This window comes from Actinomadura chibensis NBRC 106107, from assembly GCF_001552135.1.
In the GTDB taxonomy this organism is placed as follows: Bacteria; Actinomycetota; Actinomycetes; order Streptosporangiales; family Streptosporangiaceae; genus Spirillospora; species Spirillospora chibensis.
Window position 1 is genome coordinate 1 of the sequence record NZ_BCQP01000081.1, and the last position, 25234, is coordinate 25234.

Genomic DNA, 25234 nt, shown 5'->3' on the forward strand with positions numbered 1-25234 from the left:
CCGGTGGTGCCTTGGCCGGTGGTGCCTTGGTGGGTGGCGCCCTGGTCGCCGCCTACGGGCGCGGAGCCGTTCTGATCTCTCGCGACGGACTCTCTCGCGATGGCGGAGGCGGAACGTCCCCTGGTACGCAGGTCGAGGTCGAAGCCCTCACGGCGCATGCGCCTGTCCATGTAGAGGAGGGCGATCACACCGGCGTCGAAGGGGAGCACCACCGACCAACTGACGATGCGGCCCACCGTGTCGACCGCGAGAGCGCCCATCGTCGCGTCGCTGCCAGAGGAGTCGCCGAAAAAGATCAGTTGGACGACGAGGAACGGGATCCGCAGTGCGAAGAAGCCCATGAACACGGTGATGAGCATGGCGAGCAGCAGCGTCCCGAACGTGCGGAACCAGCGCCCCTTGGACAGCGCGACGGCCCGGCGCAGCGCGCCCGTCACCGTCTGCCGTTCGAGGACGACCGCCGGGACGGCCTGGACGAACAACAGGTAGAGCCACACCATCAGCCCGATGCCGATGGGGAAACCGAGCACGCCCGCGAGCACGTCCAGCGCCGGATGCGCCCCGCCCATCACGAGCAGGGTGAACGGGACGACGGGCAACACCAGCGCGCCCAACGAGATGCCTATGACGGCGGCGGCCGTGACGATCAGGCGGATCAAGCGGGGCTTGGTGTCTCGCCATACCTGCCTGGGCGCGATCGGCATCCCCACGAGCTCACGGCCAAGGAGCGGTGCGAGCATTCCCGAAAGGAGCAGAATCCCGTAGGCGGACAGGACAAGGCTCATCACAGTAAGGGTGAGCTGCGCGCCCAGCGACTCCAGCAGCACGTCCGGGGTGACCTCGTCGCGGGCCTCGTCCCCGATGAAGAAGTAGGCGGCGACGGAGCTCGCCACCTGGATGACCGTGCTGATCGCCGCCGCCAGGCCCAGGGACGTGCGCGGACGCCGCCGGATCCCGGCGATGGCACCGTCCAGCATCTCGGACATGGACATGGGACGGAACGGGACGCCCTGCACGCCATCGGCGTCCATGTCGTCGTCCCAGCCGTCCGGTCCCGGCATCTCGGCTCCCTGCGGTGTGTGGCGGGGGTCTGCCGGCGCGTCCCCCTGGGCCCCCGCGGGCCCCGGCGCCCTCGCCGGTCACGTCATCCTGTCACGGGCGAGGTGCCGGGTTTGCCGTCTACCAACCTGTGGATAACGTTCCGGGACGCCACGGGCCCCGAGGGACGTCCGGTTCATGCCGATCTTGTCCCATCCCGCGCGGGTTTCGGGAGCACCCCCTACAATTCCGTGCGCCCACCATCCTGGGAGAGCCATGTACGACACAAACGCGGGTAACCTTGCACGCCAAGGCATATCTCTCCCTGGCGAGGTGGGGCCGAGCCATCGCGCCTCCGAGGACGTACCGTCCGCCGCACCGCGCGCCGGCGCCCGCCAGCCATGGCGGAGCTGAAACGTGCTCACTCCACCGAACCCCGACTTTGCGACGATGAGGGCCATGAGAGGACGTGTACTGGTCGTCGACGACGACCTCGCGCTCGCCGAGATGCTCGGCATCGTGCTGAGGGGTGAGGGTTTCGAGCCCTCCTTCGTGCACGATGGCGACAAGGCGCTTGAGGCGTTCCGGGAGACCCGGCCCGACCTCGTGCTGCTCGACCTGATGCTGCCGGGGGCGGACGGGATCGACGTGTGCCGCCAGATCCGCGCAGAGTCCGGCGTGCCGATCGTCATGCTGACCGCCAAGAGCGACACGGTGGACGTCGTCCTCGGCCTGGAGTCGGGCGCCGACGACTACATCGTCAAGCCGTTCAAGCCCAAGGAGCTGGTGGCGCGTGTGCGCGCGCGCCTGCGCCGCACCGACGAGCCCGCCCCCGAGACCCTGCAGATAGGCGACATCACCATCGACGTCGCCGGACACTCCGTGAAGCGCGGAGACAAGCACATCCCGCTGACGCCGCTGGAGTTCGACCTCCTGGTGGCCCTCGCCCGCAAGCCCCGCCAGGTGTTCACCCGTGAAGTCCTCTTGGAGCAGGTCTGGGGTTACCGGCACGCCGCCGACACCCGCCTGGTGAACGTCCACGTGCAGCGCCTCCGCGCCAAGATCGAGAAGGACCCGGAGCGCCCCGAGATCGTCGTCACCGTCCGCGGTGTCGGCTACAAGGCGGGGCCGGCCTGACGCCGGACCACCCATGAACGGCGGCATGGCGAGGGCGAAGCGGTCCGTCCGGCGTGGGCTCGGCGCCGTCCACCGCGCCCTGCGCAGCGCCGTCCGGACCGGGTACACGCGGTGGCGCCGCTCGATCCAGGTGCGCATCGTCACCTCGACGCTGTTCATCTCCGCGATCGTGGTGGCGATCCTGGGCGCGTTCCTCATGCAGCAGGTGTCGTCCGCCCTGATGGACGGGAAGGTCAAGGCCGCACGCCTCCAACTGGACGACGGTCTGGCGCAGGTACAGCGCGACCTGGGCAACTCGCCCGGGGACGGCAGCATGCTCAACGCGACCATCGACAGGTTGAAGTCCCGTAGCGGGCCGTCCGGTCTGTACGAGGTCTATATCCGCGACACCACGGAACAGTACTTCGACGGGTATACGACCAATGAGCTGCGGGAAGAGAGCGTCCCGCGACGGCTCCGGGAAGAGTTGAAGAACGCTCCGGCGGGTGCGAGCGCCTACACCTACGGAAAGCTCTCCTATGTCGGCGACCGTCCGTCCGAGCGCGGCCTCATCGTGGGCGGCAAGACCGGCCAATTCGAGCTCTACTACCTGTTCCCCCTGGAAGAGGAACAGCGGACGCTGACCAACGTGGGGCGGTCCCTGGCCGGGGTGGGCGTCGTCCTGGTGCTGCTCTTGGCGGCGATCGCGGCGCTGGTGACGAGACAGGTCGTCCTACCGGTGCGGCTGGCCGCGCAAGGGGCGCAGCGGCTCGCCGCCGGACGCCTCGAAGAGCGCATGAGGGTCCGCGGAGAGGACGACCTGGCCCGTCTCGCCCGTTCGTTCAACGACATGGCCGCGAACCTGCAAGAGAAGATCGGGGAACTGGAAGACCTGTCGCAGGTGCAGCGCCAGTTCGTCTCGGACGTGTCCCACGAACTACGCACGCCCCTGACCACCATCAGGATCGCGGCGGACATGCTCTACGAGAACCGCGACACCTTCGACGATCCCGCGGTCGGACGCTCCGCGGAACTGCTCCAGAGCCAGTTGGAGCGGTTCGAGTCCCTCTTGGCCGACCTGTTGGAGATCAGCAGGCACGACGCGGGGGCGGCGACGCTCGACGCCGAGTCCCTGGACATGCGCGACCTCGTCCTGCGCGTGGTCGGGGACATCCAGGGCCTGGCCGAGCGCAAGGGCAGCAAGGTCGTCCTGCAACTGCCCGGCGAGCCTTGCATGGCCGAGGTGGATCGGCGCAGGGTCGAACGCATCCTGCGCAACCTGCTCGTCAACGCCGTGGAGCACGGCGAGGGCGAGGACATCGTCGTTTCCGTGGCCGCCGACCGCGACGCCGTCGCGGTGGCCGTCCGCGACCACGGCGTCGGGCTCAAACCGGGAGAGGGGCAGATGGTGTTCGACCGGTTCTGGCGCGCGGACCCCGCGCGCGCCCGCACCACCGGCGGCACCGGCCTCGGCCTGTCGATCTCCCGGGAGGACGCGCAGCTGCACGGCGGATGGCTGCAGGCGTGGGGAGAGCCCGGCGCGGGCTCCCAGTTCCGCCTCTCGCTGCCTCGCGTGGCCGGGGCCGAACTCAGGGGCTCGCCGCTTCCGCTCGTCCCTCCTGGGGCCGGTGACGCCCGTCCGCTGTACGCGGAGCTGGAGGCCGGGGAGTGATGAAGCGGGGCACGTGTCTTCTCGCGGGAGGGCTCTTCGTGCTCGGCGGCGCGGGGTGCGCGACGGTCCCGAGCGGGGGCCAGGTCGTGACCGGCAGGCCCGCGGAACGCGCGGAACGCGTCGACGACCCGTACGTGCGGCTGATCCCGGTGAAACCGCGCCCGGAGTGGGGACCGGCCCAGATCGTCTCCGGGTTCCTCGCCGCGTCCGCCAGCTTCGACGACAACCACCACGTCGCGAAGACGTACCTCAGCCCGCAGACGTCCTGGAACCCGGGCCTGCGCCCGTTCGTGACCGTCCTGTCCAGCCGCGTCATCGCCCCGCAGGTGGTCAAGACGGCCGGTGACCAGGCGACGGTCAGGGTCAGCGGCGACGAACTGGGCACGATCACGTCCGACGGGCAGTACACCGCGTCCCCGAAGAGGCTCGACACCACGTTCCAGTTGGCCAAGACCCAGCAGGGCGTATGGCGCATCACCGGGATGCCGGGCGACGACAAGGGCGGGCTGCTCCTCTCCAAGGACGACGTCGAGCGCGCCATGCGCACCGTCAACCTGTTCTTCTTCGCTCCCGATCAGCAGACCCTCGTCCCCAACGGAATCTTCCTGCCGGTGGTCAACAGGCAGACGCTGCCTACGCAGCTCGTCCAGGCGTTGCTGGCGGGGCCCACGTCCTGGTTGAACGGTGCCGTCCGTACCGCCTTCCCGCCTCGCACGCGGCTGCGCCATGGCGTCCACATCGAGAAGGACGTCGCCACGGTCGATCTCTCCGGAGAGGCCCACGCGGGCAACATCGAACGGATGTCCGCGCAACTCAGCTGGACGATGCGGCAGCTCTCGGAGATCAAACGGTGGCGGCTCCAGATCGACGGTGAGACCGTCATCGCCCAGGACATGGAAGCCACGCAGCCCGTGCACGCATGGGAGGGCAACTCCCCTGACGGGCAGGTGCCGCACGGCGAAACCCACCAGAACGCCTACGTGGTGGGCCCGTCCGGGTACCTGGGCACGTTGCAGGGCGACCGTGCGCAGCCCATCGTGACGGGCTCCGGCGGTCGTCTCTCCCGTCCCTCCATCGCCCCCGACTACCAGGAGTTCGCCGGGCTCAGCGCCACGGCCCGCCAGGTCTACGTCGCGGCCCCCGTCACTGGAGCGCCCGCCCCGCGCGTCCTGCTGACCGCGCAGAACGGGGCTCATTTCACCGCTCCGTCCTGGAGCAACGACGGCACCCTGTGGGTCGTGGAGACCCGGCGGGACGAATCCTGGCTGTGGGTACGCCCGCGCGGCCGTCCAGCCGTGCGAGCCGCCCACTGGGGCCTGGGCGGACGTGAGGTGCTGGCCTTCCGCGTCGCCCGCGACGGTGTCCGCGCAGCCGTCATCGCGCGGATCGACGGCCGTCCCCAGGTGCAGCTAGGCCGCATCGCCCACGCTCCGGACGGTTCCCTCGACGTCGGCTCGTTCCTGCCGGTGAGTTCCGAACTCCAGGACGCGGTCGACCTCGCCTGGCGTGACTACAACACCCTCGCCGTCTTGGGGCGTGCCAAGCGCGACTCGCAAACACTGCCGTTCCTGATGCCGATCAGCGGTAGCGCCATCACGTCCCTGGGGGTCGGCTCCCTGGGCGAGCCCCGCACGATCGCCGCCGCGCCCGGTGCCCCGATCCTCATCGGCACACGCTCGTCCGGCAGGGACCAGGTCTGCCGCCAGCGCGCCCCGAGCAACTCCTACAGCCCCTGGATCTGCCCCACCGCGGCCAAGGACCCGAGCTACCCCCGCTGACGCGCCGCCGACGCGCCGCCGGCGAAGTTATCCACAACTCGCGGATCTTGGGCTCCGGGCGCCTCGGGGGCGGCATCGTCGAGGCCATGAGCTTCTTCGCCGACCTGATCGAGCTGCTGCTCCCCGACCGCTGCGCCGGCTGCGGCGCGGCCCCCGTCCTGCTGTGCGAGAGGTGCGGGGCGCCGCTGCTCGCCCCCGCCAGACCCGCCAGGACGGCCCCGGACGGCCTGCCGCCTCCGTGGGCCGTCGCCGCCTACGAGGGCCCTCTCCGCGCGATCCTGTCCGCCTACAAGGAACACGGCCGCACGGCCTTAGCCGTCCCCTTAGGCGAGGCCCTGGCCACCGCCATCCGAGCCGCCCTGAACCCCGCGCCTTTCACCCCGTCGCCCAAGGCGGGCCTTGCCACAACCCGTCCAACGACAGCCACCCTCCCCACCCCCACGGAAGGGGCCCGTACCGCGCGGGCGTCCGACCGGAGACCGGCGCGGGCCGTTCGGGCGCCCGACCAGCCGGTGGCCGTCGTCTGGGTGCCGTCGGCGCGCGGGGCGGTGCGTCGACGCGGGCACGACCCCTTGCGGGGAGCGGTCGCCGTCGCGGTTCGGCGCCTGCGCGCGGAGGGCCTGCCGGTGACCGCCGTCCCCGCCCTACGGCAACGCGGCCGCGTGGCCGATCAGGCCGGGCTCACGGCCACGCAACGAATCGCCAACCTGAAAGGAGCCCTGGAAGTGACGCCGGCCACGGACCTCACCGGCCACCGCATCGTCCTGGTGGACGACGTGATGACCACAGGCGCCTCCCTCGCGGAGGCGGCCCGCGCCCTCCGCAACGCCGGAGCGGACCCGTCAGCCGCCGCCACGATCGCCACCACCCCGCGCCGCCACAGACAGCGCTAGCACCCGGGGCGTGGCGGTGGGGCTGTCGCTTTCGATGGTTCGAAGGGGGGCTTTGTGAATTGGGGGTGGTGTAGGCGGCGGTGTGACGGGATGGGTTGGGGCGTTCCGGGCCTTGGGGGTGGTTGGTGACTTTCTTCACGTTGGGGAGAAGTGCGGGCAGGTAGCTACCTTCCGTAGTCGGCGATTTGGGGGACGCAAGGCCGGTGTATGGGGCACGTCTTGATGGCGGGGCAGCGGAGATTTCTCAAACTCGCCGGAGGGAGAGGCTCGTCTGACCTGCGAGGGCGGAGGGGGTGCGACAGGCGCGTCCTTGGGGGCTCGCGGCGATCGGTGGGGTGCTTGAACCGGGGCGGGGTACCCGATGCGACAGTCTCCGATGACGGTCCGTGAGTTTTTCCTCCGTCCACCCCCCTGACATTCGTGGCGTAAGGGGTTAGCGTTCCTGACATGGCACCCGCCCGGGTCCGTGGTTGCGTTGGATCGCAGCGCTCGTCAGGAGCGCGTCAGCCGGTCCGGCTAGCCGATGCCAGGCGCAGGCGAAACGGCCCACGTAAGGCGACTTCTCGTCGACCGATCACGGTGCGCCTTAGAGGTAAGTCCTGCCCCGGCGGGGGATCCGACATCCCCCGCATAGGGAGAAGGGCAGTAGTGGCGAAAGCGCCGCGAGGCCTTCAGCAGGCGGATGTGGGGACGAAGACCAGGTCGGCCGGGCGGGTGCGACCCACCGTCCTGTGGTGCCGTCCGGGGGCGGACAGGAGATCCCCGGTCGGCCGGAACACAACCGGGAGAAGGGGGGTCCCCGCGTGAACATCACCGTTAGGGGCCGGCACACCGATGTCAACGACAGGTTCCGTCGGCATGTCGACAACAAACTGGCCAAGATCGAGCGGCTCAACCAGAAGGTCATCCGCGTGGATGTGGAGGTGTCCGAGGAGCGCAACCCACGGCTCGCCGACCAGCGCGAAAGGGTGGAGCTGACGATCCGCTCCCGCGGCCCGGTGATCCGGGCCGAGGCCGCCGCCGACGACCGGTACGGCGCCCTCGACCTCGCGCTCGACAAGCTGGAGTCACGCCTGCGCCGCGACTCCGAACGGCGCAAGGGGCACGGCGGGAAGGGACGTGCCAAGCTCGCGACCATGGAGCCGCTCCCGGAGGCGCTCCCCGAACCCCCGGAGCCCGTCACGCGGCCCGCCCCGCCCGCCAGGGACGAACCCGAGGCCGTGAAGGTCTCGCCGGACGAGAACCTCGTCCCGATCCCCATGGACGGCGACGGCCCCGTCGTCGTCCGCGAGAAGTTCCACAAGGCCGAACCGATGGGCATCGAGCAGGCACTGTTCGAGATGGAGCTCGTCGGTCACGACTTCTACCTGTACCGCGACAAGGCCACCGGTCACCCGTCCGTCGTGTACCGCAGACGAGGCTGGGACTACGGGGTCATCAGGCTCGTCGAAGAGTGATGCGGCACTCGCGTCACGTCACCGTCCGAACCATGCCATGATCTGAAAAGGCGTACCAGCCGAACCGCGGACGCGGTGGTCCGGGGGAGGGTCCGGTGCGGCGCCGAGCGCCACTCGGCCGTCCCGGAGCCGGCCCGGCCCCGCGCCGCGGCGGCGGTCCCGCCGGGTCCCCGGACCCGCGGCGGCCACCCCGGGAACCTCCCGGGACGCACAGCAGTTCACCGGAGGACACCCCGGCCCGAAATCCCCCGGGTCCGTCCCCGGAACCCGTAGGTTCCCCAGAACGACACCGTCGGAGAGCAGCCAACCCTCCGGTGGTCGCAGATCGCTGAATGCTGAATATTGAAGATTGAAGGGGGGAAGCGGCGTCTTCTCCACGCCGCGACTCTGGTGAGCGAGAATCCCGAGGCTCGCGACGCCGCGGCGGTACCCCGTCAGGCCGGCGCAACCCCCGCCGGCCCTGAGGCGGCCCAGCCCGCCGACCCGATCCGCGTGCTCATCGTCGACGACCACGCGCTGTTCCGCCGCGGGCTGGAGATGGTCCTGCAGGCGGAGAGCGACATCGAGGTCATCGGCGAGGGCGGCGACGGGCACGAGGCGGTCGAGATGGCCGGCGACCTGCTGCCCGACGTCGTCCTGATGGACATCAGGATGCCCCGCCGCAGCGGCATCGAGGCGTGCACCGCGATCAAGGACGCGGCGCCCAGCGCCAAGATCGTCATGCTGACGATCAGCGACGAGGAGGAGGACCTCTTCGAGGCGATCAAGGCCGGGGCCAGCGGCTACCTGCTCAAGGAGATCTCGATCGACGAGGTGCCGCAGGCGGTCCGCGCGGTGCACGGCGGGCAGTCGCTGATCAGCCCGTCCATGGCGTCCAAGCTCATCACCGAGTTCGCCGCGCTGGCGAAGCGCAGCGAGGAGCGGACGCAGCAGGTCCCCGCGCCGCGCCTCACCGAGCGCGAGATGGAGGTGCTGCGGCTCGTCGCGCGCGGCCTCGGCAACCGGGAGATCGCCCGGGAGCTGTTCATCTCCGAGAACACGGTGAAGAACCACGTCCGCAACATCCTGGAGAAGCTGCAGCTCCACTCCCGGATGGAGGCCGTGGTGTACGCCGTCCGGGAGAAGCTGCTGGAGATCACCTGAGTCCGTCGCGACCGGCAATCCGCTTTTGTCGGTGTCGTGTCGTAGCATCGCCCACGTGATCGAGGCAGAGCTCACCGCGGACGAGGCACGACGGCTCCAGCTGCGTGCCCAGGGTTTCATCGGCGCGCGCTCGAAGGGCGGCGTCCCGGCGATGCTGGAACGGCTGGGCGCCGTCCAGCTCGACACGATCTCCGTCCTCGCCCGCTCCCACGAACTCGTCCCCTACGCCCGCCTGGGCCCAATCGGCCGAGGCACGATAGAAGCCGCCTACTGGGGCAACGGCCACCCCCCAGGCACCACAACCCCACCCACCCAACCCCCCACCCCCACCCCGCCCGGACACGCTGGCGCGCCCGCTTTGGACGGGCGCGCCGCCACCCCGGGCGGACACGCCGACGCCGCCGCCCCGGCGGGAGGCGCGGGTGCCGCCGCCTCGGCGGAGGGTGCAACTGCGCCCGCTCTTGGTGGACGCGCTGACGCCGCCACCCCTGGCGGAGGTGCTGGTGCTGGCGCTCTGGCAGGGGGCGGGGGTGCGTCTGCTTCGGATGGGCGTGTTGGTGTCGCGCCTTTGGTGGCGGGTGCTGCCGTCCAAAGTGGACTCGGTGGTGGCGCTGTTTCGGGGTCTTCTGGTGGACGGGGTGTAGGCGCGGCCAAGGGCGAGCGTGTCGGCGGCGGTGGGTTCGGGACGTTTGAGTATTGGGCGCATGCGGCTTCGTTGCTGCCGTTGGGCGACTGGCCATTGTTCGCATTTCGTCGACGGGCGTACATACAGCGGGGGTGGCGTTGGCACAAAGTGCCCGAAGGGGTCTGTGACGAGATCCGTGCCCGGTTGAGGGCGGACGGTCCGCTCACCACCAAGGAGCTCGGCGGGGCCAAGGCGAGCGCCGAATGGTGGGACTGGAGCGACCACAAGATCGGCATCGAGTGGCTGCTGGACATCGGCGAGGTCGTCTGCGTCCAGCGCGTCGGCTGGCGGCGGGTGTACGACCTGGCGGAGCGGGCCGTCCCGGCGGAGCTGCTCGCGCAAGAACTCGACGACGACGCGTGCCTGACCGCGCTCGTCGCCCGCGCCGGGCGGGCCCTCGGCGTCGGAACCAAGGCCGATCTCGCCGACTACTACCGGCTCAAGCAGGACCAGGTGGAGCGGGTCGTCGAGGCGACCGGACTGGTGCCGGTCAAGGTCGCGGGCTGGACGCAGCGGGCCTGGGCCGACCCCGACGCGCTGGCCGAACTGCCGGGCCTGCGCGGCAGGCACGCCACCACGCTGCTGTCACCGTTCGACTCGCTCGTCTGGGACAGGGCCCGCACGTCCCGCGTGTTCGGGTTCGACCACCGCCTTGAGGCGTATGTCCCGAAGGCGAAGCGCGTCCACGGCTATTTCGCGATGCCGCTCCTGGCCGGGGGCCGTCTGCTCGGACGTGTCGACCCCGCCAGGGAGGGCCGCACCCTCATCGCCCGGCAGGTTTCCATGGAGGACCGGGCGACCAGCACGCCGTCGCGGACGGAGTCGTCCGCCGCGGCCCTCGCCACGGCGCTGTGGCGGGCCGCCTCCTGGGTCGGCTGCGACGACGTCCGCGTCGAACGGTCCGATCTGCCGCGGGACGTCCTCGACTCCGCCCTGAAGAACGCCACCCCGTCCTGACCCACCCTCCCCGAGCCACCGAAACGACGAACCCCTCCAGCACGGCCCGTCGCGAGCGCCCCGGACCGGCCACGCACGCCTCGGCTTGTTGTGTTTGCTTGGTCGCTGGGGCTGGTGCCGTTGGTTTGGTGTGGCTGGGGTGGGTGTCGGGGTGTCGGGGTGTTGGGTGGGGCGTTGGTGACGCTTTGGCGTAGGGGTGATTGCTTGGAGTGACGTTCCCGGGGCGGCTTGGGGGCCTTGGGAATGGGGCTGGTTTCGGGCTTGTTGTTATGCGACGAAAGAGATGCTCCAATTCCGGGGAATTCTGATCTTCGTTCGGAACGTCAGCCGTGCGGGGTGTGCTGGGGATCGGTCGCGATGGGACGGTCCAACGCCTCGCCCTGCACCCCGCCGCGCCGCTTCGCCGTCCGCCTGCCGAACAGCGAGTAGTCGACGATCTCCGGGATGACGCGGGGCGCGTCCACCACCACGTCGGCGAACAGGTGGACGAAAGCGCTGATGACCATGCCCAGCACGACCACGCCGACGCCCACCCAGAACATGATCCACTGGGGGCCGAGGCACAGCGCGACGCCGCCGACGACGAACCCGGCGAAGATGACGGCCACGGCGAACCACGACTTCAGCGCGCCCGCGTGCGAGCCGTGCGGCTCGTGGGTCGCGTGCGAACCGTGCGACGACCGCGCGTCCGGCGATTTCTGAGATCCGCCGGAGCCGTCCCCTCCGGCCGTGCGCGGCTCTCCTGACTGCGATTCTTCGGACACAGCGCCTCCCTCCGACTGCTGTTGGGGATCCTCTCCGGCACCCGGAATGTCAAACGGGGGCCGTTGTGGATTGCGCTGTGGAGTGACCTAGACCATTCTGGGTCTCGCCTACGATGGGCATCGTACGTGTGGTGTGCGCGCCGCCTGGAGCGGTGAACCACGATCTGCAAGGAGCCTTCGAGAGTGCCGCCAGTCATCGACAAGATCCTTCGTGCGGGCGAGGGAAAGACCCTGCGCAAGCTCAAGAAGCTCGCGGATCAGGTCAACTCGATCGAGGAGGACTTCCTCGAGATGAGCGACGCCGAGTTGCGCGAGCTGACCGACAAGTACCGAGAACGGCTCGCCGACGGCGAGACTCTGGACGACCTGCTCCCCGAGGCGTTCGCGACCGCTCGCGAGGCCGCCAAGCGCGTGCTCGGGCAGCGCCACTTCGACGTCCAGATCATGGGCGGGGCCGCGCTGCATCTCGGCAACATCGCCGAGATGAAGACGGGGGAGGGCAAGACCCTCACCGCCGTCCTGCCGGCCTATCTGAACGCCCTGTCCGGCGACGGCGTCCATGTGGTCACGGTCAACGACTATCTGGCCAAACGTGACGCCGAGTGGATGGGCCGCGTCCACCAGTTCCTCGGGCTGGAGGTCGGCGTCGTCCTGGCGCAGATGACGCCCGAGGAGCGGCGCGCGGCCTACGAGGCCGACATCACGTATGGCACGAACAATGAGTTCGGCTTCGACTACCTGCGCGACAACATGGCGTGGAGCCTGGACGAGTGCGTCCAGCGCGGCCACAACTTCGCCATCGTCGACGAGGTCGACTCCATCCTGATCGACGAGGCCAGGACCCCGCTGATCATCTCGGGACCCGCCGAGCAGAACTCCAAGTGGTACGGCGAGTTCGCCAAGATCGCCCCGCGCCTGAAGCGCGCCGAGCTGGTCAGCACGGCGGGCCAGGTCGACGAGTACGGCCCGGGCGACTACGAGGTCAACGAGAAGAAGCGCACGGTCGGCATCACCGAGTCGGGCGTCGAGAAGGTCGAGGACTGGCTCGGCATCGACAACCTGTACGACTCGGTCAACACGCCCCTGGTCAGCTTCCTGAACAACGCCCTGAAGGCCAAGGAGCTCTACAAGCGCGACAAGGACTACGTCGTCATGAACGGCGAGGTCCTGATCGTGGACGAGTTCACCGGCCGAATCCTCCACGGCCGCCGCTACAACGAGGGCATGCACCAGGCCATCGAGGCCAAGGAGGGCGTGGCGATCAAGGACGAGAACCAGACGCTGGCCACGATCACCCTGCAGAACTACTTCCGCCTCTACTCGAAGCTGTCCGGGATGACCGGTACCGCCGAGACCGAGGCGGCGGAGTTCAACAAGACCTACAAGATCGGCGTCGTGCCGATCCCGACGAACAAGCCGATGATCCGCGAGGACGTCGCGGACGTCGTCTACAAGACCGAGCAGGCCAAGTTCGAGGCCGTCGTCGACGACATCGCCGAGCGGCACGAGAAGGGCCAGCCGGTCCTCGTCGGCACCACGTCCGTGGAGAAGTCCGAGAAGCTGAGCAAGATGCTCAAGCGGCGCGGCATCCCGCACCAGGTGCTGAACGCCAAGCACCACGAGCAGGAGTCGGCGATCGTCGCGGAGGCGGGCCGCAAGGGCGGCGTCACCGTCGCGACGAACATGGCCGGTCGCGGCACCGACATCATGCTCGGCGGCAACCCCGACTTCCGCGCCGACCTGGAGCTGCACCAGCGCGGGCTGTCCCCGCTGGAGACGCCCGAGGAGTACGAGGCCGCCTGGCCGGAGGCGCTGGAGAAGGCCAAGGAGGCCGTGAAGGGCGAGCACGAGGAGGTCGTCGAGATCGGCGGCCTGTACGTCCTCGCGACCGAGCGGCACGAGTCGCGGCGCATCGACAACCAGCTCCGCGGCCGCTCCGGCCGCCAGGGCGACCCGGGCGAGTCCCGGTTCTACCTGTCCCTTGAGGACGACCTGATGCGGCTGTTCAACTCCGCCCGGGTCGAAGCGATCATGAACCGGCTGAACATCCCGGACGAGCAGCCGATCGAGTCGAAGATCGTCTCGAACGCGATCAAGTCGGCGCAGAGCCAGGTCGAGCAGCAGAACTTCGAGATGCGCAAGAACGTCTTGAAGTACGACGAGGTGCTGAACCGGCAGCGCAAGGTCATCTACGCCGAGCGCCGCAAGGTGCTGGAGGGCGCCGACCTCCACGAGCAGGTCCGCAACATGATCGACGAGGTCGTCGCGGGCTACGTCGCGGGCGCCACCGGCGAGGGCTTCGCCGAGGAGTGGGACCTCGACAAGCTGTGGAAGGCGTTCAAGCAGCTCTACCCGATCTCCATCACGGTGGACGAGCTGGTCGAGGACGCCGCCGACGGCGACATCTCCGGCCTGGACGCCGAGACCCTCGCGGCGAAGATCCGCGAGGACGCGCACGCCTGCTACGACAAGCGCGAGGAGGAGCTCGGCACCGAGGTGATGCGGGAGCTGGAGCGCCGCGTCGTGCTGAACGTCCTCGACCGCAAGTGGCGCGAGCACCTCTACGAGATGGACTACCTCCAGGAGGGCATCGGCCTGCGGGCCATGGCGCAGCGCGACCCGCTGGTCGAGTACCAGCGCGAGGGCTACGACATGTTCAACGCGATGCTCGACGGCATCAAGGAGGAGTCGGTCGGCTACCTGTTCAACCTGGAGGTCCAGGTCGAGGAGCAGCCGGAGGCCCCGGTCGTCGGCGCCGCGCCCGTGTCGGTCGCGAAGTCGGCGGGCGACGTCGAGACCCTCTCGCTGGACGACGTCGAGGAGGTCGAGGAGGCCCCCGCGGAGGCCCCGGCCATCAAGGCGAAGGGGCTGGAGAAGCCGTCGCGTCCGTCGAAGCTGGAGTACTCGGCCCCGACCGTCGACGGCGAGGGCGGCGTCGAGCACCACAGCGAGGAAGTCGACGACGAGTACGCGGGCGTGAACCGCAACGACCCGTGCCCCTGCGGCTCGGGCAAGAAGTTCAAGCGCTGCCACGGCGACCCGCGCAGCCGCGCCAAGTAGCCACGTAGCACCGCTTCGACGGCGGCCTCCCGGAGAGATCCGGGAGGCCGCCGTCGTTTACTGGGCGGTCGTTTCGAGGGCGGTGCAGCGCCAGCGGCCCCGGGTGTGGTCGAGGCGCAGCGCCAGGGCGTGGACGCGTCCGGCGACGACCACGACGGCGGTCGTCTCGGCGACCGCCGGTGCGGGACGCTGCGTCCGGCACGACAGGACCCTCGGCGGGGCGACCCGTCGTCCGGTGCGGCCTGGCGCGGTCCGGTGGAGCAACTCGCGGCAGACCGCCGGGACGGCCACCAGGGAGAGCTGGTGCGCCGGACGGGTGCCCGCGAGGACCTCCACGACCACCCGTACGGCGGCGTCCGCGACGGCTCTGACCTCGGCTTCCACACCGTCCGCCGGACGGACCAGGCGCAGCCCCGGCGGCCGTGCCGGGCGCGCCTCGGGCGTCGCGGGCCGCAGCGCCAGCGCGCCCCGCGTGGCGGGCATCGGACGGTACCGGACGAATCGCACCGCAGCCTGCTTGTCCGTACGTCGCCGCATGAAAGACCTCCTGTCTCGGTTCAGTGACAGGAGTCGCGAGAGCCACGAAAAATACGTCCTGGCCGAATTAGGACTGATATCTCCGAACAGGCCGGATATCCACCACCAAAGCGATAAGCGCCCTACCCGCACGCCAAGACGACCCGGAACCGAAAGCCAACCCCAACAAACCAACCGCCGAAGGCGAAGGCGAGGGGACGGCGAGGGCAGGGCCGAGAGCAAGGGCGGGATGAAGGTGAAGGCGGGGCGAGGGCGGGGCAAGAGGTGGGGGCTTGGGGGGAAGGAGAAGGCGGCGGGACGCTGGGGCGTCCCGCCGCCTTCTTGGAGCGGGCCCCGGACGGGTGCGGGGGCGCCGGGGCCCGGGAGCGGGGCCGGTGGGCTGACCGGCCCGGGGAGGGGGCCGCCGCGGGCGCGCGGCGACCCGGGGGCCGTCAGCCGGTGGCGGCGGAGCCCTGCGGCTTGCCGCGCTTCTTGCCGCCGCCGGTCCCGCCGGTGCCGCCGCTTCCGGCGAGCTCCGGGTCGGCGGTCGGGTCGGCGATGCTCGACTCCTCGCCCTCGGGTTCGCGTCCCGGCGTCGCGAAGTTGAACTTCACGATCATGAACTTGAAGACGAAGTAGTAGATGAAGAAGTACAGGACTCCCATGCCGAGGATGAGCGGGAGCCCCTTCGTGTTGTCCTTCGAGGCGTTGAGCAGCAGGTCGATCCCGCCCGCCGAGAAGCCGAAGCCGAGCTTGGCCCCGGCGGCCTCAAGGACCGCCATCGAGATGCCGGTGAGGATGACGTGCACCCCGTACAGGACGGGCGCGACGAACATGAACGCGAACTCGATCGGCTCGGTGACGCCGGTGACGAACGCGGTCAGCGCGGCGGAGACCATGATGCCGCCGACGGCGGGACGGCGGTGCGGCGGCGCGGCCCGCCAGATGGCGAGCGCGGCGCCGGGCAGGCCGAACATCAGGACGGGGAAGTACCCGGCGAGCAGGCCGCCCGCGTGGGGGTCGCCAGCGAGGTAGCGGTTGATCTCGCCGTGGACGGTGCCGTCCGGGCCGTTGTAGGTGCCGAAGACGAACCAGATGAGCGAGTTCGGGATGTGGTGCAGGCCGAACGGGATCAGCAGCCGGTTGATGACGCCGTAGACGCCCGCGCCGAGCGCGCCCGCGCCGGTGATCCAGTCGCCGAAGTCGGTGAGCCAGCCGCCGAGCACCGGCCAGATGAAGCCGATCAGGACGCCGAGCACGAGGCCGGCGAGCGCGGTGACGATCGGGACGAACCGGCGGCCGCCGAAGAACGCCAGGTAGGTGGGCAGCTTCACGCGGTAGAAGCGCTGGTAGAGCAGCGCCGCGGTGAGGCCGATGAGGATGCCGCCGAGCACCTGGGTCGGGTTCGTGGCGCCCCAGTCGATGGTCGGCGTCGGCTTGCCGTCCTTCAGCTGCGTGATGAGGACGGTGCCCTGGAGGTCGTCGGAGTGCGAGAACATCGTCTTCGAGACGTGGTCGAAGACGAGGTACCCGACCACCGCGGCGAGGGCGGTGGAGCCGTCGGACTTCTTGGCGAAGCCGATCGCCACGCCGACCGCGAAGAGCAGGGGCAGGCTCATGAACAGCGCGTTGCCGGCGTTGCCGACGACTTCGGCGACGCGGTTCCATTCGAGGCCGTCCTTGCCGAGCATGTCGGGCTGGCCGAAGCGGAGCAGCAGTGCGGCGGCGGGCAGCACGGCGATCGGCAGCATGAGGCTGCGGCCGATCCGCTGCAGCACCGCGAGGATGCTCGACCCGCGCCGTGGCGCGGAGTCCACTGTCGTGGCGGTCATCGCGAGGTTCCTCCTCAGGGGTTACAGGAGTTCTCAGGGGTGGTCGGGGCGGAACTATTCAGGGGCCGGACTTTCAGGGGCCGGGCTATTCAGGGGTGAGACTTCTCAGAGACTGAGACTTCTCAAGGGCTGAGACTTCTCATGGACGGGGCTCTCAGGGGTGGGGATGTTCAGGGGTGGTTTCGCGGGGCTGGGTCAGGGCTGCTGCGCCGGGGGGTTCCCCAGGGCGGTGTGGATCTGGTACCGGTCCGCCCGGTAGGTCGACACGCCCAGTTCGGCGCACACGCCTCCGGTGTAGGAGCGGCGTTGCAGGTGCAGGACGGCACTGCCGCGGGGGATCAGCAGGTGCCTGGCGTCGGTCGCGTCGGCGAGACCGGCGTCGATGGTCTGGTCTCCGGCGTCGAAGACCAGCCCGTAGACCGCTTCGAGCACGCCGTAGAGCGATCGGTCGGCGAGCCGGCGGTCCAGCAGGTCGGGAGCGAGCGAGGCGAGGATGTGGGCACGTTCCAGCGCCATCGGCTCCCCGTCGGCGGTGCGCAGGCGCTCGACGACGTGGATCTCCGTCCCGGGTTCGATCTCGAAGATCCGGGCGAGCCTCGCGTCGGCCGGGACGGTCCGGCGGTCGAGGTCGATCGCGCCCGGGCGCAGCCCGCGGCTCAGCATGTCCTCGGTGAAGGAGACGAGCCGGAGCGGCATCTCGATCTTCGGTCTGGCCACGAACGTGCCCTTGCCCGGGACGCGGTACAGCCGTCCTTCTGAGACGAGCTGGTCGACGCCCTGCCGGACGGTCATCCTGGACAGTTCGTACCTGACGCACAGCTCGCGCTCCGAGGGGATCGGGGCGTCGACGGGCAGCTCGGCGCTCTCGATGAGGTCGAGGAGGATCGCGCGGAGCTGGAAGTACTTCGGGACGGGACTGTGCGGGTCGATGGTCGTCACGGGGGTTTCCTCGATGGCCGGGGGCCGGATCGACTGGATTCGCCGGGGTACGACGGGTATGTGGGCTAGACAGTAGTTCAGGGCTATTCGATTTGGTTCGTACCGGTCTAGGCCGGACTAGACCACAGGTTCAAAACCCGTGTCAATGCACGAATTCGTAACGACGGCATCACGGCGTCCGTCCGGCAAGATCGGCGAACGCGCAGGTCAGGGGCCCCGTGCGGAGGGCGTGTCCGGCTGCCGGTCCGGTGGCGCCTCGGGTGGCATGTCCTCTTCCGGCTCCCGTCCGGGCGTCGGCAGGTCGAATCTCGTGATGACGAACGTGAAGATCGCGTAGTACAGGACGAAGTACACCCCGCCGAGCGCGACGACCATCCACAGATGGCGGGTGTTGCTCTTGGTCGCGTTCAGGAGCAGGTCGACGAGCCCGGCGGAGAAACTGAATCCGAGCTGCGCGTCCGCCGCCGCGAGCAGGGCCATCGACACGCCGGTCAGCACGACGTGGATCCCGTACAGCAGCGGCGCGACGAACATGAACGAGAACTCGATCGGCTCGGTGACGCCGGTGACGAACGCGGTCAGCGCGGCGGAGAACATCAGGCCGCCGACGGTGGCGCGGCGGTGCGGCGGGGCCGTCCGCCAGATGGCGAGGGCCGCGCCGGGCAGGCCGAACATCAGCACGGGGAAGAACCCGGCGAGGAGCGTCCCGGAGTGCGGGTCGCCCGCCAGGTACCGGTTGATCTCGCCGTGGACGACGCCGTCCGGCCCCTTGTAGGAGCCGAACACGAACCAGATCAGCGAGTTCAGGATGTGGTGCAGGCCGAACGGGATCAGCAGCCGGTTGGCGACGCCGTAGACGCCCGCGCCGAGCGCGCCCGCGCCGGTGATCCAGTCGCCGAACGCGTCGATGCGCCCGCCGAGCACCGGCCAGACCAGGCCGAGGACGACGCCGAGCACCAGCGCGGCCCCGGCGCTGACGATCGGGACGAACCGCCGCCCGCCGAAGAACGCGAGCCAGGACGGCAGCTTGACCCGGTGGAACCGCTGGTAGAGCAGGGCGACCATGATCCCGACGGCGATGCCGCCGAGGACCTGGGTCGGGTTCGTCAGCCCGTAGCCGATCGTCTCCTTCAGCGAGCCGTCCTCCTGCCGGACGAGCTGGACGACCGCGCCCTTCAGCTCGGGGCTGTGCGCGAACAGCGTCTTCGAGACGCGGTCGAACACGAGGTAGGCGACGACGGCGGCGAGCGCGGTCGACCCGTCGGCCTTCTTCGCGAACCCGATGGCGACGCCGACCGCGAACAGGATCGGCAGGTTGTCCAGCAGCGCCCCGCCCGCGGCGGCGAAGACCTCGGCGATCCGGTCCACGCCGAGGCCGTCCGCGCCGAGGAGATCGGGCTGGCCGAGCCGGAGCAGGATCCCGGCGGCGGGCAGGACGGCGATCGGCAGCATGAGGCTGCGGCCGATCCGCTGCAGCACGCCGAACACGGGCGTCCCGCCGCCGCCGACGCTCGTCCGTTCCTGACGAGTTCCGGACGACATTGTCATCTCCATCCGATTCGTGGAGTATGGTGCCTACTGGTCTAGTCCGGACTAGACCAGTTAATTCGGACGTTAACGACCAGCGATCGCTGCGTCACAGAGAGTGCGCATCCATGGCATCACTTCTGATCACGGCCAACCGCATGATCATTACCCCCGCGGGCAGTTCTACCCGCGTACTCTCGCCGGGATACGTCCGCGTCGTGGACGGTGTCATCGCCGAGGCCGGGCAGGGTCCGCCGGACGAGGCGTCCGACGTCGACCTCCCGGACGGGCTGCTCGCCCCCGGACTCGTCGACCTCCAGGTCAACGGCTTCTTCGGCCACGACATGGTGGACGCCGACGAGGCCGCCTGGCACACCGTCGTCGGCCGCCTCCCCGAGACCGGCGTCACCGCGTTCCTGCCGACGTTCATCACCGCCCCGGTCGCGACGCAGGCCGCCGCGCTGCGCCGCACCCGCGACCTCCTGCCCCGGCTGCCGCTCGGTACCCGCGTCCTCGGCGTCCACCTCGAAGGCCCGTTCCTGTCGGAGAAGCGCAAGGGCGCGCACAACGCCGTCTACCTCACCGACCCCGAGCCCGAGGCGATCGCGACGCTGCTGGAGACCGGGCTCGTCAAGCTCGTGACCCTCGCCCCCGAACGGAACGGCGCCCTTTCCGCGATCCGCACCCTCACCGCCGCGGGCGTGCTGGTCAGCGTCGGGCACAGCGACGCCACCGCCGCGCGGACCGCCGAGGCCGCGGACGCGGGGGCGCGCATGGTCACCCACATCTTCAACGCCCAGTCCGGCGTCCACCACCGCGACCCGGGCGTCGCCACGCAGGCGCTCATCGACGACCGGCTGAGCCCCGGGCTCATCCTCGACCTGCACCACGTCGGGCCCGAGGCGGCCGAGCTCGTGTTCCGCGCCGCGGCCGGACGGGTCGTGCTCGTCACCGACGCGGCGGCGTCGGCCGGGATGCCCCCCGGCACCTACGAACTCGGCGGCGAGCCCATCACCATGCCCGAGCAGGGCCCGCCGCTGCGCGCCGACGGAACCATCGCCGGGTCCGGCCTCCGGCTGGACGAGGCCGTCGGCAACGCGATCGGCCTCGGGATCGGCACGGCCGCCGCGGTGGACGCGGCGACCCGGATCCCGGCCGAGCTGATCGGCCGGCCGGACCTCGGCCGCATCGCCCCGGGCGCCGCCGCGGACCTGGTCTGGCTGGGGCCGGACCACCGGGCGCGTACCACGTGGGTCAACGGGCAGAAAGTCTTCGGAGGGGGATCATGACCAGCAAGATGCGCGCCGAGATCGGCGAGCAGCCGGACGCGCTGCGCCGGACGATCGACGCGCTGCTGCCGCGCACGCCCGACATCGGGGCGCTCGCCCGGGACACGCGGCAGGTGCTGTTCATCGCGCGGGGGTCGTCCGACAACGCCGCGGTGTACGGCCGCTACCTGGTGGAGTCGCGGGCCGGACGGCTGTCCACGCTCGCCGCCCCGTCCATCGCGACGACCTACCGGCGCAGGCTCGACCTGTCCGGCGTGCTGGCCGTCGCGATCAGCCAGTCCGGCAAGACCGAGGAGATCGTCGAGACGCTCGACTGGGCGAAGGACTGCGGCGCCCGGACGGTCGCCGTCACCAACGGCGCCGGGTCCCCGCTCGCCGAGGCCGCCGAGGTCGCGCTGATCACGCTCGCGGGCGACGAGGTCGCCGTCCCCGCGACCAAGACCTACACGACGCAGCTCGCCGCGCTGTCGGTGCTGGGCCTCGGGCTCGGCGCGGACGTCGCCGCCGACGACCTGCGCCGCGCCCCCGACGAGGTCGCCCGGATGATCGAGGTGGCGGAGGCGGCCGCCGCGCTGCCGGAGATCGTCGAGGCGCTGGCGAAGGTCCCCGGCGCGGTCGTGTCCGGGCGCGGCATCGCGTTCGGCACCGCGCTGGAGCTGGCGCTGAAGATGAAGGAGGCGTGCTACCTGCACGCCATGGGCCTGTCGTACGCCGACCTGCAGCACGGCCCGATCGCCGTCGTCGACGACCAGACGCCCGCGCTGCTCGTCGCGGCGGGCTCCGGGCCGACGCTCGCCGGGACGGTCTCGCTCGCGCGCCGCGTGGAGAGCGCCGGGGCGCACGCCTACGGCCTCGGCGGCGGCGACGACCTCGCGGCCGCGTGCACGGCGGCGCTGCCCGGACCGGCACTGCCCGAATGGGTGGCGCCGCTCGGTCTCATCGTCCCCGGTCAGCTTCTTGTGGAGAACCTGGCCCGCCGACTCGGCATCGACCCAGATGTACCCCGTGGCCTCAACAAGGTCACCCAGACGGACTGAGCCGTCCAGACCCAGCGATCCCCGAGCGGCCCGCGACGCCGGGCCCGGCCCGACAGGAGAAACGACATGGACAAGGCCGAGGCGATCGTCGCCGCCCTGGGCGGCGCCGAGAACATCGTCGAGATCGAGCCGTGCGCGACGCGGCTGCGCACCGAGGTCGCCGACCCCGGCAAGGTCGACGACGCCGCGCTGAAGAAGGCGGGCGCGTTCGGCGTCATGCGCAGCGGCACCGTCGTGCAGGTCGTCGTGGGCCCTGAGGCCGACACCATCTCCAGCGACATCGAGGACATCCTCGACTGACCCCGTCCCACCGAGCCACTCCCATCGACCCAAAGGACCCCCTGATGACCCGAGTACTGTCACCGGTCTCCGGCCGGGTCGTCGGCCTGGCCGGCGTCCCCGACCCGGTGTTCGCCCAGGCCATGGTGGGCCCGGGCACGGCGGTCGACCCCGAGCGCGGCCCGGGCCAGGCGATCGCGCCGGTCACCGGAAAGATCGTCAAGCTGCACCCGCACGCCTACGTCGTCGTGGACCGGGAGGGCCACGGGGTGCTCGTCCACCTCGGCATCGACACCGTCAAGCTGAAGGGGGAGGGCTTCGACCTCCTCGTCGGCGAGGGCGACGAGGTCGTGTCCGGGCAGCCGGTCGTCGGCTGGAACCCGGCCGTGATCGAGGCGGGCGGGCGCTCGCCGGTCTGCGCGGTCGTCGCCCTGGACGCGGGCGCCGACGCCCTCTCCGACGTGGTGGAGTCGGGCGAGGTGACGAAGGGGGCCGAGCTGTTCACATGGAGCTGATCGGATGGCGGTGATCGACCTGGACGCCGCCGTGTTCGACCTCGACGGCACCCTCATCGACACCGAGCCGCGCAACCGGGTGATGTGGTCGCGGCTGTTCGACGCGCACGGCGCCCCCTACGACGACGCGGTGATCGCGTCGTTCGCCGGGCGCCGCGGGCGCGAGGTGCTCCAGGAGCTGGCGCACCTGTTCCCCGGCCGGACGGTCGAGGAGCTGTTCGAGCAGGCGCTGTCCTTCGGGACGCTGCCCGGCCTGCCCGCCGCCGCGCCCGTGCCCGGCGCCGTCGGCCTCGTCCGGTCGCTGGCCGGGGCCGGGGTGCCGCTCGCGGTGGTGACGTCCGGGCAGCGCGCCTACGCCGAGGACCTGCTGGCCGAGCTGGGCGTCCGCCACCTGCTCGACGTCGTCGTGACGGCGGGCGACGTCGCCACCGGCAAGCCCCACCCGGAGGGCTACCTGGCCGCCGCGCGGGACCTCGGCGTCCCGCCGGCGGCGGCGGTCGGGTTCGAGGACGCCCCGGCGGGCGTCGCGGCCGTGAAGTCCGCGGGCATGACCTGCGTGGGCGTCGGCACCACGCAGCCCCCGGACGCGCTGGCCGGGGCCGACCACGTGGTCGCCGACCTGAACGAGGTGGACGTCGTGCCGGGCCCCGCGCTGCGGGTGCGCGGCCCGCGTCCCCGTGAACACCAGAGTTGACCCGTGAACACCAGAGTTGACCAGGGACAAGCTGAGAGGGAGTGTGCCGTGACCGAGCGCAAGGTCAAGATCGAGTCGAGGGTGGGGCTGCACGCGCGGCCGGCCGCGCTGTTCGTCCAGACGGCGGCCAAGGCCCCGATGGAGGTGACCGTGGCCAAGCACGGCGGCGCCCCGGTGAACGCCAAGAGCATCCTCGCCGTGCTGGGGCTGGACGCCCGGCACGGGGAGGAGGTCGTGCTGTCCGCCGAGGGCGCGGGCGCCGACGAGCTGCTCGACGACCTGGAGCGGCTGCTCGCCACGCCGGAGCCCGAGGGGGCCTGACGTGGGTTCGTCGCAGGACGGGAAGCCGTCGCAGGCCGGGGCTCCGCTGCGGGGCGCCGGGGTCAGCCCCGGCGTCGGCGTCGGGCCGGTGCGGACCATCGCCGGGGCCGTCCCGGAGCCGCCCGCCGGGGCGCGGCACGGCGGGGACGCCGCCGCCGAGCGCGCCGTCGCGGCGGCCGCGCTGGAGGCGGTCGCCGCCGACCTTGAGGACCGCGGCGACCGCGCCGCGGCGGTGGGCAACACCGACGGCCGCGACGTGCTGAACGCGCAGGCCCTGATGGCCCGCGACCCCGGCCTCGCCGAGGGCGTCGCCGCCCGGATCGAGGAGGGCGCCGCCGCTCCCCGCGCCGTCTTCGAGGCGTTCGGCGTCTACCGGGAGATGCTGGCCGGGGCGGGCGAGTACATGGCCGCCCGGGTCACCGACCTGGACGACATCCGGGACCGGGCGATCGCCCGGCTGCTCGGCCTGCCGATGCCCGGCGTGCCCGCCTCCGACGAACCGTTCGTGCTGGTCGCCCGCGACCTCGCTCCCGCGGACACGGCCGTCCTCGACCCCGCGCGGGTCGTCGCGTTCGTGACCGAGGAGGGCGGGCCGACCAGCCACACCGCGATCCTCGCCCGGACGATGGGCGTGCCCGCCGTGGTCGCGCTGCCGGGCGCGACGTCCCTCGCCGACGGGACCCGCGTCCTCGTCGACGGCAGCGCCGGGACGGTCGTCGCGGACCCGTCCGACGCCGAGGTCGCGGCGGCCCGCGCCGCCGTGGCCGCCCGCGCGGCCGCGCTCGCGGACTCGTCCGGGCCCGGCGCCACCAAGGACGGCCACGCGGTGCCGCTGCTCGCCAACATCGGCGGCCCGAAGGACGTCGAGGCGGCGCTGGAGCACGGCGCCGAGGGCGTCGGCCTGTACCGCACCGAGTTCCTCTTCCTCGACCGCTCGACGCCGCCGGGCGCGGACGAGCAGGAGGACGCCTACCGGCGGGTCCTGGAGGCGTTCCCGGACGGCCGCGTCGTCGTCCGCACCCTGGACGCCGGCGCCGACAAGCCGCTCGCCTTCCTGCCGCCGCCCGCCGAGGAGCCCAACCCGGCGCTCGGCGAGCGCGGCCTGCGGATGACCCGGCTGCACCCCGAGGTGCTCTCCGCGCAGCTCGCGGCGCTCGCCCGCGCGGCGTCCGGGCTGCCGGCGAAGCTCCAGGTCATGGCGCCGATGGTGGCGGACGCCGACGAGGCCGCCTACTTCGCCGGGGTCTGCCGGGACGCGGGCATCGAGCACCCCGGCGTCATGATCGAGATCCCGGCGGCGGCGCTGCGCGCCCGCGACCTCGCGGCGGAGGTCGAGTTCTTCAGCATCGGGACGAACGACCTCACCCAGTACGCGTGCGCGGCGGACCGGCAGGTCGGCGCCCTCGCCGGCCTCCAGGACCCGTGGCAGCCCGCCGTCCTCGACCTGGTCGCGCCCGCGGCCGGGGCGGGCGTCCCGTGCGGCGTCTGCGGCGAGGCGGCCGGGGACCCGGCGCTCGCCTGCGTCCTGGTCGGGCTCGGGGTGACGTCGCTGTCGATGAGCGCGCCGTCGCTGCCGCTGGTGCGGGCCGCGCTCGCCCGGCACACGCTGGACGAGTGCCGCCGGGCCGCGTCCGCCGCCCGCGCGGCCCGCACCGCCGCCGCGGCCCACGAGGCCGCCCGCGCCCACCTGCCGTACCTCGCCGACCTGGGCATCTGACCCTG

Annotated in this window: 21 protein-coding genes and 1 pseudogene; 16 read left to right on the forward strand and 6 right to left on the reverse strand. The window is 71.2% G+C overall.

The window, feature by feature from the left end; translation table 11 throughout:
* The coding region (locus tag ACH01S_RS38280) for a hypothetical protein (protein ID WP_157406356.1) at positions 1-1061 on the reverse strand (1061 nt) is incomplete at its 3' end.
* Positions 1062-1497: 436 nt separating this feature from the next.
* Here ACH01S_RS38280 and mtrA point away from each other — a divergent pair.
* The 8 genes and pseudogenes from mtrA to ACH01S_RS42950 all read left to right on the forward strand — a co-directional run.
* Positions 1498-2175 carry an MtrAB system response regulator MtrA gene (gene mtrA / locus ACH01S_RS38285; RefSeq protein WP_067453668.1) on the forward strand — a complete coding sequence of 226 codons (678 nt, stop codon included), beginning with the start codon at positions 1498-1500 and terminating at the stop codon, positions 2173-2175.
* A gap of 25 nt (positions 2176-2200) precedes the next feature.
* Positions 2201-3826 (forward strand): MtrAB system histidine kinase MtrB, encoded by a 1626-nt coding sequence (mtrB, locus tag ACH01S_RS38290; protein ID WP_067904309.1) that lies wholly within the window; start codon positions 2201-2203, stop codon positions 3824-3826.
* Positions 3826-5604 carry an LpqB family beta-propeller domain-containing protein gene (locus tag ACH01S_RS38295; RefSeq protein ID WP_067904242.1) on the forward strand — a complete coding sequence of 593 codons (1779 nt, stop codon included), beginning with the start codon at positions 3826-3828 and terminating at the stop codon, positions 5602-5604. The genes mtrB and ACH01S_RS38295 overlap by 1 nt, the downstream gene beginning before the upstream one ends.
* A gap of 86 nt (positions 5605-5690) precedes the next feature.
* The gene (locus ACH01S_RS38300; protein ID WP_067904313.1) at positions 5691-6497 is read left to right on the forward strand and encodes a ComF family protein; all 807 of its coding nucleotides are present in this window, start codon (positions 5691-5693) and stop codon (positions 6495-6497) included.
* A gap of 803 nt (positions 6498-7300) precedes the next feature.
* Positions 7301-7954 (forward strand): ribosome hibernation-promoting factor, HPF/YfiA family, encoded by a 654-nt coding sequence (gene hpf, locus ACH01S_RS38305; protein WP_067904244.1) that lies wholly within the window; start codon positions 7301-7303, stop codon positions 7952-7954.
* A gap of 492 nt (positions 7955-8446) precedes the next feature.
* On the forward strand, positions 8447-9097 hold the full coding sequence (locus ACH01S_RS38310; protein WP_425458274.1) for a response regulator: 651 nt from the start codon (positions 8447-8449) through the stop codon (positions 9095-9097).
* A gap of 464 nt (positions 9098-9561) precedes the next feature.
* Positions 9562-9741 carry a hypothetical protein gene (locus ACH01S_RS46400; protein ID WP_246236565.1) on the forward strand — a complete coding sequence of 60 codons (180 nt, stop codon included), beginning with the start codon at positions 9562-9564 and terminating at the stop codon, positions 9739-9741.
* A 56-nt stretch (positions 9742-9797) separates the two neighbouring features.
* Positions 9798-10739: pseudogene (locus ACH01S_RS42950) on the forward strand (winged helix-turn-helix domain-containing protein); the annotation flags it as partial.
* 323 nt (positions 10740-11062) lie between these two features.
* Here ACH01S_RS42950 and ACH01S_RS38320 read toward each other — a convergent pair.
* On the reverse strand, positions 11063-11503 hold the full coding sequence (locus tag ACH01S_RS38320; protein ID WP_246236416.1) for an HGxxPAAW family protein: 441 nt from the start codon (positions 11501-11503) through the stop codon (positions 11063-11065).
* A gap of 183 nt (positions 11504-11686) precedes the next feature.
* Here ACH01S_RS38320 and secA point away from each other — a divergent pair, with 183 nt between their 5' ends.
* Positions 11687-14563 (forward strand): preprotein translocase subunit SecA, encoded by a 2877-nt coding sequence (gene secA, locus ACH01S_RS38325; protein WP_067904247.1) that lies wholly within the window; start codon positions 11687-11689, stop codon positions 14561-14563.
* A 57-nt stretch (positions 14564-14620) separates the two neighbouring features.
* Here secA and ACH01S_RS38330 read toward each other — a convergent pair whose 3' ends face one another.
* From ACH01S_RS38330 to ACH01S_RS38345, 4 genes are all read right to left on the reverse strand, one after another.
* Positions 14621-15100: an Rv3235 family protein gene (locus tag ACH01S_RS38330; protein ID WP_148344072.1), complete on the reverse strand. Its 480-nt coding sequence runs from the start codon at positions 15098-15100 to the stop codon at positions 14621-14623.
* Positions 15101-15531: 431 nt separating this feature from the next.
* Positions 15532-16911 (reverse strand): PTS transporter subunit EIIC, encoded by a 1380-nt coding sequence (locus ACH01S_RS38335; RefSeq protein WP_083981624.1) that lies wholly within the window; start codon positions 16909-16911, stop codon positions 15532-15534.
* Positions 16912-17106: 195 nt separating this feature from the next.
* The gene (locus ACH01S_RS38340) at positions 17107-17850 is read right to left on the reverse strand and encodes a GntR family transcriptional regulator (RefSeq protein WP_067904250.1); all 744 of its coding nucleotides are present in this window, start codon (positions 17848-17850) and stop codon (positions 17107-17109) included.
* Positions 17851-18057: 207 nt separating this feature from the next.
* Positions 18058-19398: a PTS transporter subunit EIIC gene (locus ACH01S_RS38345; RefSeq protein WP_174564941.1), complete on the reverse strand. Its 1341-nt coding sequence runs from the start codon at positions 19396-19398 to the stop codon at positions 18058-18060.
* Positions 19399-19535: 137 nt separating this feature from the next.
* Between ACH01S_RS38345 and nagA the strand changes: the two genes are divergently transcribed.
* From nagA to ptsP, 7 genes are all read left to right on the forward strand, one after another.
* Positions 19536-20666 (forward strand): N-acetylglucosamine-6-phosphate deacetylase, encoded by a 1131-nt coding sequence (gene nagA / locus ACH01S_RS38350; RefSeq protein WP_255220384.1) that lies wholly within the window; start codon positions 19536-19538, stop codon positions 20664-20666.
* Positions 20663-21703 carry an SIS domain-containing protein gene (locus tag ACH01S_RS38355; protein ID WP_083981625.1) on the forward strand — a complete coding sequence of 347 codons (1041 nt, stop codon included), beginning with the start codon at positions 20663-20665 and terminating at the stop codon, positions 21701-21703. Before nagA ends, ACH01S_RS38355 begins: the two co-directional genes overlap by 4 nt.
* Positions 21704-21769: 66 nt before the next feature.
* Positions 21770-22003 carry a PTS sugar transporter subunit IIB gene (locus ACH01S_RS38360; protein ID WP_067904258.1) on the forward strand — a complete coding sequence of 78 codons (234 nt, stop codon included), beginning with the start codon at positions 21770-21772 and terminating at the stop codon, positions 22001-22003.
* Between the two features lie 44 nt (positions 22004-22047).
* Positions 22048-22497, forward strand: coding sequence for a PTS sugar transporter subunit IIA (locus ACH01S_RS38365; RefSeq protein WP_067904262.1), 450 nt, complete (start codon positions 22048-22050; stop codon positions 22495-22497).
* A gap of 4 nt (positions 22498-22501) precedes the next feature.
* Positions 22502-23191: an HAD family hydrolase gene (locus ACH01S_RS38370; protein ID WP_067904265.1), complete on the forward strand. Its 690-nt coding sequence runs from the start codon at positions 22502-22504 to the stop codon at positions 23189-23191.
* Between the two features lie 48 nt (positions 23192-23239).
* Positions 23240-23512, forward strand: coding sequence for an HPr family phosphocarrier protein (locus tag ACH01S_RS38375; RefSeq protein ID WP_067904268.1), 273 nt, complete (start codon positions 23240-23242; stop codon positions 23510-23512).
* 1 nt (position 23513) lies between these two features.
* Positions 23514-25229, forward strand: a complete 1716-nt coding sequence (gene ptsP / locus ACH01S_RS38380) for a phosphoenolpyruvate--protein phosphotransferase (RefSeq protein WP_067904271.1) — start codon at positions 23514-23516, stop codon at positions 25227-25229.
* Positions 25230-25234: the final 5 nt, after the last annotated feature.

Coding starts and splice junctions, on each gene's coding strand:
- ACH01S_RS38295 (WP_067904242.1), top strand. CDS start 3,826: ATGAAGCGGGGCACGTGTCTTCTCGCGGGAGGGCTCTTCGTGCTCGGC.
- mtrB (WP_067904309.1), top strand. CDS start 2,201: ATGGCGAGGGCGAAGCGGTCCGTCCGGCGTGGGCTCGGCGCCGTCCAC.
- ACH01S_RS38365 (WP_067904262.1), top strand. CDS start 22,048: ATGACCCGAGTACTGTCACCGGTCTCCGGCCGGGTCGTCGGCCTGGCC.
- ACH01S_RS38300 (WP_067904313.1), top strand. CDS start 5,691: ATGAGCTTCTTCGCCGACCTGATCGAGCTGCTGCTCCCCGACCGCTGC.
- ACH01S_RS38355 (WP_083981625.1), top strand. CDS start 20,663: ATGACCAGCAAGATGCGCGCCGAGATCGGCGAGCAGCCGGACGCGCTG.
- ACH01S_RS38345 (WP_174564941.1), bottom strand. CDS start 19,398: ATGACAATGTCGTCCGGAACTCGTCAGGAACGGACGAGCGTCGGCGGC.
- ACH01S_RS38370 (WP_067904265.1), top strand. CDS start 22,502: ATGGCGGTGATCGACCTGGACGCCGCCGTGTTCGACCTCGACGGCACC.
- nagA (WP_255220384.1), top strand. CDS start 19,536: ATGATCATTACCCCCGCGGGCAGTTCTACCCGCGTACTCTCGCCGGGA.
- ACH01S_RS38335 (WP_083981624.1), bottom strand. CDS start 16,911: ATGACCGCCACGACAGTGGACTCCGCGCCACGGCGCGGGTCGAGCATC.
- mtrA (WP_067453668.1), top strand. CDS start 1,498: ATGAGAGGACGTGTACTGGTCGTCGACGACGACCTCGCGCTCGCCGAG.
- ACH01S_RS38330 (WP_148344072.1), bottom strand. CDS start 15,100: ATGCGGCGACGTACGGACAAGCAGGCTGCGGTGCGATTCGTCCGGTAC.
- ACH01S_RS38360 (WP_067904258.1), top strand. CDS start 21,770: ATGGACAAGGCCGAGGCGATCGTCGCCGCCCTGGGCGGCGCCGAGAAC.